Source organism: Bradyrhizobium sp. BRP22 (genome assembly GCF_020194175.1).
In the GTDB taxonomy this organism is placed as follows: domain Bacteria; phylum Pseudomonadota; class Alphaproteobacteria; order Rhizobiales; family Xanthobacteraceae; genus Bradyrhizobium.
In genome coordinates this window covers 72,667-85,415 of sequence record NZ_JADYVX010000029.1, presented here as the reverse complement: position 1 = coordinate 85,415, position 12,749 = coordinate 72,667, and the positions used below count along the sequence as shown (strand labels likewise).

14 protein-coding genes and 2 tRNA genes are annotated in these 12,749 nt (G+C 61.9%); 11 read left to right on the top strand and 5 right to left on the bottom strand.

From position 1 onward, the window contains the following. Positions 1 to 293: 293 nt before the first annotated feature. Positions 294 to 1,013, top strand: a complete 720-nt coding sequence (locus I6F35_RS29095) for a response regulator (RefSeq protein ID WP_225121082.1) — start codon at positions 294 to 296, stop codon at positions 1,011 to 1,013. After that, positions 1,010 to 2,515, top strand: coding sequence for a sensor histidine kinase (locus I6F35_RS29090; RefSeq protein ID WP_225121081.1), 1,506 nt, complete (start codon positions 1,010 to 1,012; stop codon positions 2,513 to 2,515). The genes I6F35_RS29095 and I6F35_RS29090 overlap by 4 nt, the downstream gene beginning before the upstream one ends. A gap of 140 nt (positions 2,516 to 2,655) precedes the next feature. On the opposite strand, the gene I6F35_RS29085 is transcribed toward I6F35_RS29090, so the two are convergent. Further along, the gene (locus I6F35_RS29085) at positions 2,656 to 3,234 is read right to left on the bottom strand and encodes a TetR/AcrR family transcriptional regulator (protein ID WP_249792762.1); all 579 of its coding nucleotides are present in this window, start codon (positions 3,232 to 3,234) and stop codon (positions 2,656 to 2,658) included. 198 nt (positions 3,235 to 3,432) lie between these two features. Between I6F35_RS29085 and I6F35_RS29080 the strand changes: the two genes are divergently transcribed. Next, positions 3,433 to 4,017, top strand: a complete 585-nt coding sequence (locus I6F35_RS29080; RefSeq protein WP_225121079.1) for a DUF308 domain-containing protein — start codon at positions 3,433 to 3,435, stop codon at positions 4,015 to 4,017. Between the two features lie 293 nt (positions 4,018 to 4,310). Then, the gene (metG, locus tag I6F35_RS29075; RefSeq protein WP_225121078.1) at positions 4,311 to 5,987 is read left to right on the top strand and encodes a methionine--tRNA ligase; all 1,677 of its coding nucleotides are present in this window, start codon (positions 4,311 to 4,313) and stop codon (positions 5,985 to 5,987) included. Positions 5,988 to 6,009: 22 nt separating this feature from the next. On the opposite strand, the gene I6F35_RS29070 is transcribed toward metG, so the two are convergent. Beyond that, positions 6,010 to 6,095: transfer RNA gene (locus tag I6F35_RS29070), tRNA-Tyr, on the bottom strand. A gap of 206 nt (positions 6,096 to 6,301) precedes the next feature. Here I6F35_RS29070 and I6F35_RS29065 point away from each other — a divergent pair. Continuing rightward, positions 6,302 to 7,126, top strand: coding sequence for an RNA methyltransferase (locus I6F35_RS29065; RefSeq protein WP_225121077.1), 825 nt, complete (start codon positions 6,302 to 6,304; stop codon positions 7,124 to 7,126). 100 nt (positions 7,127 to 7,226) lie between these two features. Here I6F35_RS29065 and I6F35_RS29060 read toward each other — a convergent pair whose 3' ends face one another. The 3 genes from I6F35_RS29060 to I6F35_RS29050 all read right to left on the bottom strand — a co-directional run bounded on the left by I6F35_RS29060 (position 7,227) and on the right by I6F35_RS29050 (position 9,000). Continuing rightward, a complete protein-coding gene (locus I6F35_RS29060; protein WP_225121076.1) occupies positions 7,227 to 7,640 on the bottom strand; it encodes a hypothetical protein in 414 nt (137 codons plus the stop codon). Between the two features lie 32 nt (positions 7,641 to 7,672). After that, complete coding sequence (locus tag I6F35_RS29055; RefSeq protein WP_225121075.1) at positions 7,673 to 8,107, bottom strand: hypothetical protein; 435 nt, start codon at positions 8,105 to 8,107, stop codon at positions 7,673 to 7,675. A 197-nt stretch (positions 8,108 to 8,304) separates the two neighbouring features. Then, entirely contained in the window at positions 8,305 to 9,000 is a 696-nt protein-coding gene (locus I6F35_RS29050; protein WP_225121074.1) for an urease accessory protein, read from the bottom strand. A gap of 213 nt (positions 9,001 to 9,213) precedes the next feature. Here I6F35_RS29050 and I6F35_RS29045 point away from each other — a divergent pair, with 213 nt between their 5' ends. The 6 genes from I6F35_RS29045 to I6F35_RS29020 all read left to right on the top strand — a co-directional run bounded on the left by I6F35_RS29045 (position 9,214) and on the right by I6F35_RS29020 (position 12,626). Next, entirely contained in the window at positions 9,214 to 9,660 is a 447-nt protein-coding gene (locus I6F35_RS29045; RefSeq protein ID WP_225121073.1) for a hypothetical protein, read from the top strand. A gap of 122 nt (positions 9,661 to 9,782) precedes the next feature. After that, positions 9,783 to 9,857: transfer RNA gene (locus I6F35_RS29040), tRNA-Thr, on the top strand. 103 nt (positions 9,858 to 9,960) lie between these two features. Continuing rightward, positions 9,961 to 10,113 (top strand): hypothetical protein, encoded by a 153-nt coding sequence (locus tag I6F35_RS29035; protein ID WP_225121072.1) that lies wholly within the window; start codon positions 9,961 to 9,963, stop codon positions 10,111 to 10,113. Positions 10,114 to 10,201: 88 nt separating this feature from the next. Continuing rightward, positions 10,202 to 10,378, top strand: a complete 177-nt coding sequence (locus I6F35_RS29030) for a hypothetical protein (protein ID WP_225121071.1) — start codon at positions 10,202 to 10,204, stop codon at positions 10,376 to 10,378. Positions 10,379 to 10,443: 65 nt separating this feature from the next. Then, the gene (locus I6F35_RS29025; RefSeq protein ID WP_225121070.1) at positions 10,444 to 10,647 is read left to right on the top strand and encodes a hypothetical protein; all 204 of its coding nucleotides are present in this window, start codon (positions 10,444 to 10,446) and stop codon (positions 10,645 to 10,647) included. A 41-nt stretch (positions 10,648 to 10,688) separates the two neighbouring features. Beyond that, positions 10,689 to 12,626 carry an acyltransferase family protein gene (locus I6F35_RS29020; protein WP_225121069.1) on the top strand — a complete coding sequence of 646 codons (1,938 nt, stop codon included), beginning with the start codon at positions 10,689 to 10,691 and terminating at the stop codon, positions 12,624 to 12,626. The last annotated feature ends 123 nt before the right edge of the window (positions 12,627 to 12,749 follow it).

Sequence of the window (12,749 nt, the reverse complement as noted above, 5' to 3'; positions counted from 1 at the left end):
ATCTCCGGAACGCCCCCGTGGAAAACGGCATGCATCGCATCGTACATGTAACGCTCCTGCTTCGTCGAACATGCACACGATGGGAGCCGGTTGTCGCAGAACTTTGCCGAACGCCGCCGGGAATTGTCGCGATCTGTCTCAGGACTAGGGCTTGGCATAGTTTCGCGACAATTGGAGCGACTTATGCCGCAGGGGTTTGTTTGCGGTCGGTCGTACGCAGCCGATACATTCTGTTACAATTTTCCGATGGGCTGGGTGCTGGACTACGGTATGATCCGGAACGGAGCAATTGGATGGACTCGGCACCGCACATCGCCGTCGTTGACGATCATCGTGATATTCGCGATCTCGTCGGCAAATACCTGATGCAGCATGGTTACCGCATCAGTCTTGCGGAGAGCGCTGCCGCACTGCGCCGTTTGCTCGAGCGGAGTGCGCTCGATCTGGTGGTTCTTGACATCATGATGCCGGGCGAAGACGGATTGTCGCTGTGCCGGCATCTGCGCAGCACCACGGACCTTCCCGTCATCCTGCTGACCGCCATGGCGGAGCAGACCGATCGCATCGTCGGCCTCGAAGTGGGCGCCGATGACTATGTGTGCAAGCCGTTCAATCCGCGCGAGCTCCTCGCCCGTATCAAGGCGGTGCTTCGACGAGTCCAGAGCCTGCCGCCGCAGCGAGGCCGGCTCGCGAGCAAGGTGGTACGTTTCGATCGGTGGACCTTTGACGTCGACCGCCGCGAGCTGGTGGGAAAGGACGGCGTCGGTGTGCCGCTCAGCACCGCCGAGTTTCGCCTTCTGTGCGCCTTTCTCGATCATCCCGGCCTGGTCCTCAGCCGCAATCAGCTCCTCGACCTGACGGTCGGCCGAGATGCCGATCCGTTCGACCGGAGCATTGACAATCAGGTCAGTCGCTTGCGGAAGAAGATCGAGGCCGACCCGAAGGCACCAGCCTTGATCAAGACTCACTGGGGTGGCGGATACAGCCTCGTCGCACAGGTCGAACAGCCATGATGAGCTTGTGGAAGCGCAGCCTGGCGGCCCGCTTTATCTGTTTCACGCTGCTGTCGCTCGTACTGTCGCAAGCAGTCGTGTTCTTCATTTCATGGGATGAGCACGGGCAGGCGATTCGGAAAGCCGCCAAGGGCGAGATACTGAGCCGATGCGCCTCGCTTGCCCGGGTCTTGGAGGCAACGCCTCCGGCGCTTCAGACCGATATCCTGAACGCCAGCAACACCAGTTCGGCGCGATACTGGATATCGACCAACGGCCTGAAGGATGCCGCCGCGTGGCGGGAAGAGGCCTGGGAGCGTTTGGCACAGCCATTGCCGCGCGTTTCCTTTCCGGGCCACAGTGTGCCCGTCGAGGTGCGAGTGGATTTCGCTCGAAATACAGCCAACAGCAGCAGCGCCACCTCATCGCAATGGATCGATCTAAGGCCGGAAGCCTGGCCGCTGTCCCGACCAGCGAAATTTCTTTATCTCGATGACACCACCGGCATGGGTTTGGCGGTTCAGCTGGCGGATGGCGCCTGGCTGAACACGGCATTTGCCAAACCCGCGCAAGACGGGTTCTGGACCTCCCAATCCACCGTCACGCTCGGCCTGTCGGCGTTGTTGCTGTCGATCATTGCCGTGTTCGCCGCACGCGGCATCGCCCAACCATTGCGTCGCCTGGCTGAAGCAGCCGAAGCCCTCGGTCGCGGTCAGGAGATCGTGCCGCTGCCGGAAACCGGCCCCGACGATATCCGACGTACGGCCGAGGCATTCAATCGCATGCAGGCGCGCCTGCACCGTTTCGTCGACGATCGAACAAGAATGCTGGCCGCGATCGGCCACGATCTGCGCACGCCCCTGACCTCGCTCCGTTTGCGCGCAGAATTCGTGCCTGATCAGGAAGTGCGGGAGAAAATGCTCTCCACGATTGGAGAAATCCAGACGATGACGGAGGCAACCCTGGCATTCGCTCGCGAGGACGCGACCGCCGAGGCCACACGTACGGTCGACCTCTCCGCTCTCGTGGAAAGTCTCTGCGACGATCTCGCCGAACTCGGCCATGACGTTTCCTTCTCCGAGGGCGCGAAGGTCAGCTATAGCTGCCGACCAGACGCACTCCGCCGCGCATGCCGCAACCTCGTCGAGAATGCCATCCGCTATGGCGAGCGGGCGCGGGTCAGCCTGGAGAGGCGAGCCGATAGCATCGAGATCGTCGTCTCGGACGATGGACCCGGTATTCCCGATAACGCCAAGGAGCAGGTTTTTACACCGTTCTTCCGGATGGAGAATTCGCGGAACCGCGAAACCGGAGGCGTGGGCCTTGGCCTTTCCATTGCGCGGACCATCGTCCGCCACCACGGCGGAGATATCACCTTGGTCAACCAGCAGAGAGGGCTGCGCGCGACCATCAGCCTGCCACCGCTGGATGGCGGGCCTCCTTCGATCAGCCGCGGGGTCACGGGCGCCGGGGCTAGGGACGATATCAACGCGCTCGAATCGGCCCGCAGCGTTCCGGCGTGAGCATACTATCGAGATGACGCGCTGCTACTGCGCAATCCGCCGAGAGTGTAGATCGAGCCGTCCGCCACCTCCGCAACGCCCCTCCGGCAAGTAAATAAACTTTCTCGATCGGCGCCTTCGCGCTGTCACCTGAGAGTTGCTTATTGACGACGAACGCGGATGCGGTTCGTGAAGGAATCTACGATGGCGGTAAATCGATCTGGATCATCCCATGCGCGGGCCGCAAGCATTGCGCCGTAGACTGTCGCGATGAACGTCTGCGCCTCGATGGCTGGCGTGTCTTGCAACCGAATCGAACCCTGGCTGACGCCCAGGCTCAGAACGCGCTCAAGCCATGTGCTCAGGTCGACGAAGTGACCACGAACTGACGTCGCGACCTCCTCCGGCAAGTTGGGAAGTTCGGCAGCCAACACCGCAGCGAGACAAAATGGAGCCGTCTGTTCTTTGATGCAGCGCTCCCAGTAACCGATATAGGCAAGGAGCTGATCCCACGCGATCGAGTTCTCATTTTGCACCAAACCAATTTGGGCCCTGATCGCGGACCGCGCCTGTTCGACGACTGCCACGACAAGGCCCGCCTTGGACGGGAAATGATGGTGAATGCTCGCCTTCCGTATGCCGAGACGAGCCGATAAGTCCGCGTAGCTGAAGCCGTTATAGCCGCCCTGCACGATCAGTTCGCGCGCTTCGCTTAGCAACTTCGCCGCTGTATCAACCATTGCCGCCACGCCCAGTACCTACCTACTTATAGGTTGGCATATAAGTGAAATCATTCACGAATTCAAGGCGTTCCTGATTTCCATTTGCTTGGTACGTCCCTGGCCAAGCAGACCCACGCGATATTTCCCCACATAGCTGACCTATTGACACCGCTGTACCTACCTACTAGTAGGACCACTCTTCATCGGAGAACGGATATGCAGCAGCGACAGACAGTCTCGACCCCTCCAGCTCCTTCCTGGCTAAAGGGGTACTATTACGTACGCGCAGCCTTTTCGGTCACCTGGGTCGGCTTGGCCTTCACTCTCGGACGAAGTGTTCCGCAGATCGCCGCGGTAATGCTGATCATCTATCCGGCCTGGGATGCAGCCGCGAACTACGTCGACGCAGCGAGCAATGGCGGTCTCGCCCGCAACCGAAGTCAGGCGCTCAATCTCGCGGTCAGCGTGCTCACGACGCTCTGTGTCGCCGTCGCACTCACTCAGAGCATGAACGCCGTGCTGGCGGTTTTCGGTGTGTGGGCCGTACTGTCAGGTGTCTTCCAACTCGCAACGGGCATTCGCCGCTGGAAATCCTACGGGGCGCAATGGGCCATGATCCTGAGCGGCGCGCAGTCCGCACTTGCAGGAGTAGTTTTCGTTCACGCGGCGCGCGGGACCGGGATGCCGAGCATTTTGGACGTCGCCCCCTACGCGGCTTTTGGTGGCTTCTATTTTCTCGTCTCGGCGATCTGGTTGACGGTGACAGACATGCGTCGCGGATCGATGCGCACTGCCGCGTAGAACCGTCCCCTCGATGCAGATCACTCAAGGTTGCATTGAGCGTTGAGCGGCGCGCACCGTGGTGAGCGCTTGTTTCGTCCGACCCATGAGATTAGATAATGGCGAAGGATATCGGAATAGTCAGATGACGTTCGCTGCCGCCAGGTTCGAGATGCGAATGCCCGTCCCGCAGGAGACTTGTCGGAGGGATTAAAGGCGCATGCGCGCCGTTCGGACGAAGCGGACCCGAGCCCTCCCATCCTGCGGAGGGCTTTTTTTCGGGTCCGCATTTTCTCGTTCAGACGGAGTGCGTCATGACAAAGTACCTCATCACCAGCGCATTGCCCTACATCAATGGCGTCAAGCATCTGGGCAATTTGGCCGGTTCGCTGCTTCCCGCAGACGTCCACGCCAGATTTAGACGGCAGACGGGCTCGGAAGTCCTTTTCATCTGCGCCACGGACGAACATGGCACCCCGGCGGAGCTTGCTGCGGCAAAAGCGGGGTGTGATGTTGCCCAGTATTGCGAGCGTCAGCACGTCATCCAGTCCGATATCTATCGGCGGCTCAACTTATCGTTCGATCACTTCGGAAGATCTTCCTCTCCGCGCAATCACGCCCTGACGCAGCATTTTTTCGCGCGACTGGAACAGAACGGCTTCATCGAGGAGCGCACGCTAAATCAGGTGTTCAGCGGCGCGGACGATCGATTTCTTCCCGATCGATACGTCGTTGGCACTTGTCCGTATTGCGGATCGGACCGAGCTCGCGGCGACCAGTGTGAATCCTGCGCGCGCCAACTCGATCCGACAGATCTGATCGCGCCGCGTTCGGCGATCTCGGGCGCGGCCGATTTGGAGGTGCGGCCGACACGCCATCTTTTTCTGCGACAAACCGCCATCGAGGGCGAGTTGCGCGAGTGGTTGTCATCCCGTTCGAACTGGCCGCCACTGGTGACCTCGATAGCGAACAAGTGGCTGAATGAAGGCATTCGGGACCGTTGCATCACGAGGGATCTCTCCTGGGGCGTGCCAGTGCCGAAGCCGGGTTTCGAGGGAAAAGTCTTTTACGTCTGGTTCGACGCACCGATTGCATATATCGCTGCGACCCAGGAATGGGCGGACGCCGACCCCGCGCGTCGAAATTGGAAATCATGGTGGCTGGACGCGCCCGACGTTCGGTACGCACAGTTCCTCGGCAAGGACAACGTGCCCTTCCATGCTGTCAGCTTCCCTTGCACGCTGCTCGGCTCACGCGAACCGTGGACGACGGCGGATATCATCAAGGGTGTGAATTGGCTGAATTATGAGGGAGGCAAGTTTTCTACCAGCTCCGGTCGCGGTATTTTTCTCGATCAAGCGCTTGAACTCTTGCCGGCGGATAGATGGCGATGGTGGCTGACTGCCAATGCGCCAGAGAACTCCGACACCGACTTTTCGTTCTCCCGCTTCGTGACCGATGTCGACCATGATCTTGCCGACACATTTGGCAATTTCGTGCAGCGGGTGTTGAGCCTAGTCGAATCCCGCTATGGCGGCTTCGTGCCCGGCGAAGGTCTGCCGAGCCCAGGTGATGATGATCTGTCTACCCGGATCCGCACGTTGCTCGACCACTTGCGGGAACGTCACGAAGTTCTGGCACTGCGCGGAACGGCTGATGATGTGCGTGCGATTTGGAAGGCCGCGAACGCCTACTTGGTTGCAAGAGCGCCGTGGACGCTTCTCAAGACTGATGGCGATCAGGCAGCCTCGGTGGTTCGGACTGCCGTGAATCTTGTCGGCATCTGCGCTCGCGCAGCGTGGCCAATTATTCCAGAGGCTGCGGAGAAGGTGCTTGGAGCGATCGGCGACCTGGAGGCGGTGCCGGCTTTTCCTTCGACGGATCACCTGACCCGAATTCCAGCTGGGCGTCGCATTCGGCATCCCGGGCCATTGTTCGCGAAGCTGGGGGCGGACTGGGCAGCTACGCAGCGCCAGAAATTCACTGCTTGAAGTTTCTCAAGCTACTGCTTGATGGTGGGGGAGGCAGGACTCGAACCTGCGAAGCCATGAGGCGGCTGATTTACAGTCAGCTCCCTTTGCCACTCGGGACACTCCCCCGTCCCAACAGCGTCGGACGCCACCCGCCCGAGGTGGCGGCGGACAGGTCAGTTGGTGACGCTGGTGACCGCGGGACCCGTCGGGGTGCGCGGCCGGCGCGTTTATGGGCGAAGGGCGGTGGCAAAGTCAACCAAGGGAAGCCGTGAATCGGCATCCTTTTGCCGGCAAAATTGCCATTGTCCGGAACCCGTGACACAACGCCTGCGATGAGCGATCGTGACCGCAAGCCCCCGTTCCGCCGCGGCGGGCCTAAACCATTCGAAAAAGGGCGAAAATCGGCTGGACGGCCGGTTTGGCGCAACCGCGATTCGGACCCCGACGGCCCGGTGATTCTCTACGGCTGGCATACGGTTTCACTCGCGCTGGCCAATCCGGAGCGCCGGATCCGCAAACTGTTCGTGACCGAGAATGCCGCGCGTCGGCTCGCGGAGGAAGGGATCGACACTCGGGTGCCTCCGGAGATCGTCCGCCCCAACGTGATCGACCAGCGTCTGGGACCGGATGCGGTGCATCAGGGGCTGCTGGTCGAGGCCGACCCCCTACCCTCGCCTGGTATCGATACGCTCGAGCCCGAGGGCATCGTGCTGGTGCTCGACCAGATCACCGATCCGCACAATGTCGGCGCCGTTCTGCGCTCGGCCGCGGCCTTTGCAGTGAAGGCGATCGTCACCACCGCCCGCCACAGCCCGGAGGCAACCGGCGTGCTCGCGAAATCGGCCTCCGGCGCGCTGGAGCTGGTGCCGCTGGTCACCGTGCAGAATCTTGCCCGCGCGCTGACCACGCTGAACGAGCGCGGCTTCCTGACCGTCGGCCTCGACAGCCAGGGCAGCGAGGATCTCGGCCAGGTCGCATTGCGGCAGCCGCTCGCGCTGGTGCTCGGCGCCGAGGGCAAAGGATTAAGGCAACTGACGCGGGAGACCTGCAGCGTGGTGGCGCGGCTCGACATGCCCGGTGAGATCAAGAGCCTCAACGTCTCGAACGCCGCGGTGCTCGCGCTCTATATCGGCGCAAGCCGGCTCGGCCTGATGTAGAGGGTTCTCGAGCGAAGCGGTTCGCGTGAAGAAAACGCGAATGAAAGGGCCCGTTCGCACGCTGCGAACGGGCGCCGATTTTCGGATAGCAGCTATCAGCTCAGTAGTAGCGGCGCAGCACGCGCTGGCCGTGGTAGTATCGCGATTGGCCATAGCGATAGTGCGAATGATAATGGCGCGGACGCCACGGACGATAGTACGAGACCCCGCCCTCGCGATAGGTCGGGACCGGCGCCCAATTGCCCGGACCGGTATAGGTCGGCCCCTGATTGACGTAATAGTATTGTTGCTCCGGATCCGGGAGCCGCTCGGTGACCCAGCCATAGCCAGCGCCACAGCCGCCGCAGCCGGAGGTGTAGTTATAGCTCACGACCGGTGCAGAAAAGACCGGCGCGGCGCAGGGGCTGCCATAATAGCCGCACGGGGAGCACCCGTAACCGTAGCCGCACGCCATCGCCGGTGCGGCCGCCATGACCGCGATAGCCGCGATCATTCCTGAAATCATCTGACGCATTACTCTCTCCTATTGATGTGTTCTTGTTGGCGTTAGCGCCGAATTCTCGGCGGCCTCCGGTGCGGCGGAAACTCGCCATACTGCGGCGCATAGATGATGTCCGGCGGATTGACCGGAGGATTGGACTGCGCCGGCAGCGGCAGCGACTGCGCCGACCAGGATTGGTGATAGCTTTCAGCCGGCTTGGGCAGGCGCCGGTTCGGCGGCGGCTCGATCTCCAGACGCCCATAGCCCGGCATGTGGCCGAGGCTTGGATAATAGTGGCCGACATTGGGCTCGGAATCGATGTAGCGGCCGCCATAGATGGTCGGCTGCACATGGACGTTCTTGCCGAGGCCCCACTCGCCTTCGATCACGGCATAGGAGGCATCGATGCCATTGATGATGATCGGGACGCCCCGGCGATAGGGAACGACGATATCGAAGCCGCCGCCGGAGCCGCCGCCGGCAAAGGCCGTCGACGTCATCGCCAGAAGGATCCCCGCTGTAATGCCAACGCGCACTGGTTGCTTCCCTGTCTCTTTTCAGCAACCTAGTCGAACGCGTGCGGCCAAAGGTTAAGGCTGCGGACCAAACTGCCGGTAAGCCTAACGTGAGAGCATCCCGGCCCGCTCAATTGCGAACGATCGTGATCAGGATTGGTTAACGCCGTATGCGCGGCGGCTTACGCCAGCAGCGTCTCGACGATGGTGTTGATACCGATCGCGATCGTGACAACCCCGACTGCGCCCTGCAGGCCGCGATTGGCCCAGGTGAGCCAGCGCGCCGATGCCGCGATCGGCACCGCGATCACCGTGGACAGCGCGCCCATGCCCACCATCGAGCCAATCCCGAACAGGGCGACATAGCCCAGTCCGACGACCGGGCTTGAGGCCTGCGATACCGTAAGCACCAGCAGAGCCGCCGAGCCGGCCATGCCGTGCATCAGGCCGACCAGCAGCGTGCGCCAGCGGAAGCCATGCGCATGGATATGCGCTTCGGCACGATGCGGCGTCGTCTCGCCGGCATGGCTGTGGGCGTGGAAATGTACCGTGCCGTCGCTGTGGCCGTGGCGGTGGAAATGGACGCGGTCGCGCCACAGACGCCACAGCACGTGGATGCCGAGGCCGACCAGCATGATGCCGACGGCGCCCTCGATCGGCTGGGCCACCGTATCCGGAATCGCGTGTCCGAGCAGGATGGCGGCGCCCGCGAAGCAGAACAGCGTCAACGTATGGCCGAGTCCCCAGGTCAGCCCATGCCTGACGATGTCGCCGACATGGGTTCGGCGCGCGGCGATGCTGGAAACGGCTGCGATGTGATCGGGCTCAAGCGCGTGCTGCATGCCCAACAGAAAACCAAGTCCCAGAATTCCAAACATGCGCCCCGCCCGCTCGATGCCCCTATTTGACACGAAGTCGCGGCCCTTGTCAGGCCACTCCTTCAACAAAGGGCGGCACATCAACGTCCGCGAGCACCGCTCCTCCCATGCGATCCCTGCGATCACCTTGGTTTGAAGTCGCGTGAACAGGATCGTTGGAACAGCCCCCTGGGCGGCCGCTTGATGTCGGTTGCGACTTCAAGGAGATCTCACATGAGACAACTCGCTATCGCCGGCGCCGCTGCCCTGCTCGCCACCGCCCTGACCGCTCCCGCCGGGGCGCAACAGGTGATCTACAATCCCGGCTATTGCGCGCAGTTCTATCCGAACGCCAATTGCCAGAATAAGGGACCGGGCAATCCCTACACCGGCAGCTACCAGCAGCGTCGCGCCGCTGCCTATCAGTACAACGGCGGCTGGAACAACAGCTACGCCCGCTGGGACGACGGCCGCGGCTTCTGGCCGGGGGACGTCGCGGCCGGAGTCGTCGGCGGCGCGGTCGGCACGGCAGCCGCAGTCGCCACCGCGCCCTTTGCCGGCTTCGATAGCGGTTATCGCGGCGGCTATTACGGCCAGACCTACGCCGAGCGTAACGGGTTCATGTGCACGCCCGGCACCTGGTTCCGGGGCGAGGACGGCCGCCGCCACCCCTGCCAGTAACGCAATCGACGAGTTGGGGAAAAGGCGGCCTATGGGCCGCCTTTTCGTTCCCGATCTCCCTTGAGCCTTCCGACAGGTTCTGGCCCTGAGCCCGCAAGTCTGATATGCGAGCGGCCGCAATCGCCGGCTTAGCTCAGCGGTAGAGCAGCGGTTTTGTAAACCGAAGGTCGGGGGTTCAATCCCCTCAGCCGGCACCATCCGCCCATCAAAGTGCCGTGTTTTGCGGCAAGATCGTTTCAAATCATTTCTGTTGTCGCAGCCGGACTGCGCGCGTATTTCAGCCGAACGGGATTTTTGAGAATGACTTATTTCATCTACGCCCGCGATGGCACCGGGCAGATCATCCTGAAGCGCGAGAGCGAGGATGCCGCGCTGAAGAAGGCGCACGAGCTCAAGGAGATGGGCTGGTTCGACGTCGAGGTTCGCCAGGAGAGGAAGCCCGCGACCACCTAGCCCTTCTGTTTGACGCGTCTTCCAATTCGCTCGAAAACGCTCTGGTGAACCTTTGTGGATCGAACTTGACTTAAGTTCGAGGTGCCACATGTCCGACACACAGCACTACCGTTTTCAGTCCGAACAAGCCAGGCGGCTGGCCTATCAGGTCGTTGATGCCGACGTTCGCGAAAAACTGCTCGAAATGGCTGAAGAGTATGGCCGATATGCCGACCTGATCGAGACGAAGGCGGCGGAACGGATGGCCGAAGCGGCTGCACGCTGAATCGGTAGTCCGGCCGCAAACCCGCCTTCTCGGAACCAATCAGTCCATCTTCCCGTTTCCAGCGCATGAAAATCCGGGAAGAAAACCGCAACATGATCCTGCTCGCCACCGTCGCGCTCGTCAGCGCCGTGGTTGCGAGTGGCGTGTCGTTGCTGCCGCCGCCATCCGCGCCGGCCTCCGGGAAGAAGCCGATCTATCTTGCCGACCAGACGTCCGTTCGCATGGTTGGCCCGCCCTTCATTCCGAACACCACTTCCCACCAACGCTAGGCAGCAGGTACAAAGCTTGGTGAGCGGCCCACAAGGCTTTGATGGGCGATGCGGCGACCCCTCTCCGCACTCTGGCGGCGTCGCCGTGGACCGGGTACACCATCCGCACAATGGTGCATCACGAAACTCCCTACCGGCCCGATATAGACGGGCTGAGGGCAATCTCTATCCTGCTGGTCGTCGCCTATCACGCACAGCCCTGGCTGGTGCCGGGCGGCTTCATCGGTGTCGACGTCTTCTTCGTCATCTCCGGCTTCCTGATCACGAAGATCATCCTGACGAGGATCGATGCCGGCAGCTTTTCGTTCGGCGATTTCTATGCGCGGCGCATTCGCCGGATCTTTCCAGCCCTCATCGTCGTGCTCACCGCGACTTATCTGGTCGGATGGTTCGCGCTGCTGCCCGATCAATTCGTCCTGCTCGGCGAGAACATCGCCGCTGGCGTCGCCTTCGCCGCCAATCTGTTCCAGCTCGGGCAAACCGGATATTTCGCGCCCGCCGCCGCGGACAATCCGCTGCTGCATCTATGGTCGCTGGGCGTCGAAGAGCAGTTCTATATCTTCTGGCCGCCGGCGATCCTCCTGCTCTCCGTAACTGCAAAACGCGGCGGATGGATCGCGATCATCGCGCTGCTCTCGTTCGCCTTCAGCTTGAGCATCTTCTTCGGCTACGAGACCTTCGCGTTCTACTCACCGCTCACGCGCGCCTGGGAGTTGCTCGCAGGCGGACTTCTTGCCCACCAAGCGCTCGCGCGGAAGGGCGATAGCTGGGACAAGCCGTTCGGCGAATATCTTGCTCTGTTCGGGCTCATCGCGATCCTTGGCCCGGCGCTGCTGTTGGATCGCACCAGCGCATTCCCGGGTCTCTACGCGCTGCTGCCGGTGCTGGGCGCGGTACTGCTGATCGCCACGCCAAATTCGGCGGTGAACAAGATGCTGCTGTCGACCCGCCCGATGGTGTGGATCGGCCTGATCAGCTACCCGCTCTATCTCTGGCATTGGCCGGTCCTGTCCTATCTCGGCATTCTCCGCAACGGCGTACCGAACGTCATGGAGATCTGGGCGGCGGTGGCTGTGTCAGTGATTCTTTCCTGGCTGACATTGCGCTTTGTCGAAATTCCGCTTCGCGACTACCACGAGGCGGTGAAGAGACTCGCGCTCGGTCTCGCGCTGGTGGGTGTTGCCGGTATCGCGACCATTGCTGCCGCCGGATTCGATTTTCGTTATCCTGCGGAGGTGCAGGCGATTGCGCGGATCCAGGCAAAGGACAATGCGGGATTCGGCGACAAGTGCTTCCTCGAAGCGCCGGGCGCCGAATTCAACGCCGGCTGCATCGAGCAAGGCGCGCAGCCGCTCGTATTTTTGTGGGGCGACTCCACTGCAGCCGCGCTCTATCCGGGCCTGAAGGAAGCAGAGGCCGCGCGCGGATCATTCCGCCTGGCGAGGTTCAGCGCAGCGGGCTGCGCCCCGATCCTGGACTCGGGCGCGAACGCGCGCTGCGACGAAGTCCATCGCCTCGCCTTCGGCTTCCTGCAATCCGCGCAGCCGGACGTCGTATTGCTTCATGCCATGTGGGGCACGAACAACGATCTCGGCAAACTGCGCGAGACGATCGCGCGGCTGCGCGCCAGCAAGGTTGGGCGCATCGTCATCCTGGGTCCACTCCCGGTCTGGAAGCGGACGCTTCCCCATACGCTCGTCAATCACTACCGATTCTGGCACGAGATCCCGGAGCGGATCGCGGTCGGCGTGTCGGGCATCGACAACGATCAGCGCATGGAAGCCTTCAGCAAAGCCGAAGGGGTCGAATACATCTCCGCCTGGCATACGCTGTGCAGCGCCGCCGGTTGTCTGACCGGGCTCGGGACGGACCCCAACCAGGTCCTGATCACCGATACCGTGCATCTCTCCGATGCCGGCTCGAAGTATCTGATCAGAGCGATCGGCAGGGAATTGCTGCCGTCTCCACTGCGGCCGTGAGGGCGGCGTTGTTGCCCCGTTATGGTAAACGGTCTTTTCCGATTGACCTGGTGTTACCCATTTGTCACCTCAGCGGAAATTGGGACTGCCGTAACCTGGGATGCTTGATTCCGCGGACAACCT

Excerpts from the sequence above, each read along its gene's own strand:
- metG (WP_225121078.1), top strand. The coding sequence starts at position 4,311 with ATGACAAAGTACCTCATCACCAGCGCATTGCCCTACATCAATGGCGTC.
- I6F35_RS29045 (WP_225121073.1), top strand. The coding sequence starts at position 9,214 with ATGAGACAACTCGCTATCGCCGGCGCCGCTGCCCTGCTCGCCACCGCC.
- I6F35_RS29035 (WP_225121072.1), top strand. The coding sequence starts at position 9,961 with ATGACTTATTTCATCTACGCCCGCGATGGCACCGGGCAGATCATCCTG.
- I6F35_RS29050 (WP_225121074.1), bottom strand. The coding sequence starts at position 9,000 with ATGTTTGGAATTCTGGGACTTGGTTTTCTGTTGGGCATGCAGCACGCG.
- I6F35_RS29085 (WP_249792762.1), bottom strand. The coding sequence starts at position 3,234 with ATGGTTGATACAGCGGCGAAGTTGCTAAGCGAAGCGCGCGAACTGATC.
- I6F35_RS29030 (WP_225121071.1), top strand. The coding sequence starts at position 10,202 with ATGTCCGACACACAGCACTACCGTTTTCAGTCCGAACAAGCCAGGCGG.
- I6F35_RS29095 (WP_225121082.1), top strand. The coding sequence starts at position 294 with ATGGACTCGGCACCGCACATCGCCGTCGTTGACGATCATCGTGATATT.
- I6F35_RS29065 (WP_225121077.1), top strand. The coding sequence starts at position 6,302 with ATGAGCGATCGTGACCGCAAGCCCCCGTTCCGCCGCGGCGGGCCTAAA.
- I6F35_RS29080 (WP_225121079.1), top strand. The coding sequence starts at position 3,433 with ATGCAGCAGCGACAGACAGTCTCGACCCCTCCAGCTCCTTCCTGGCTA.
- I6F35_RS29055 (WP_225121075.1), bottom strand. The coding sequence starts at position 8,107 with ATGACGTCGACGGCCTTTGCCGGCGGCGGCTCCGGCGGCGGCTTCGAT.
- I6F35_RS29020 (WP_225121069.1), top strand. The coding sequence starts at position 10,689 with ATGGGCGATGCGGCGACCCCTCTCCGCACTCTGGCGGCGTCGCCGTGG.
- I6F35_RS29025 (WP_225121070.1), top strand. The coding sequence starts at position 10,444 with ATGAAAATCCGGGAAGAAAACCGCAACATGATCCTGCTCGCCACCGTC.
- I6F35_RS29060 (WP_225121076.1), bottom strand. The coding sequence starts at position 7,640 with ATGCGTCAGATGATTTCAGGAATGATCGCGGCTATCGCGGTCATGGCG.
- I6F35_RS29090 (WP_225121081.1), top strand. The coding sequence starts at position 1,010 with ATGATGAGCTTGTGGAAGCGCAGCCTGGCGGCCCGCTTTATCTGTTTC.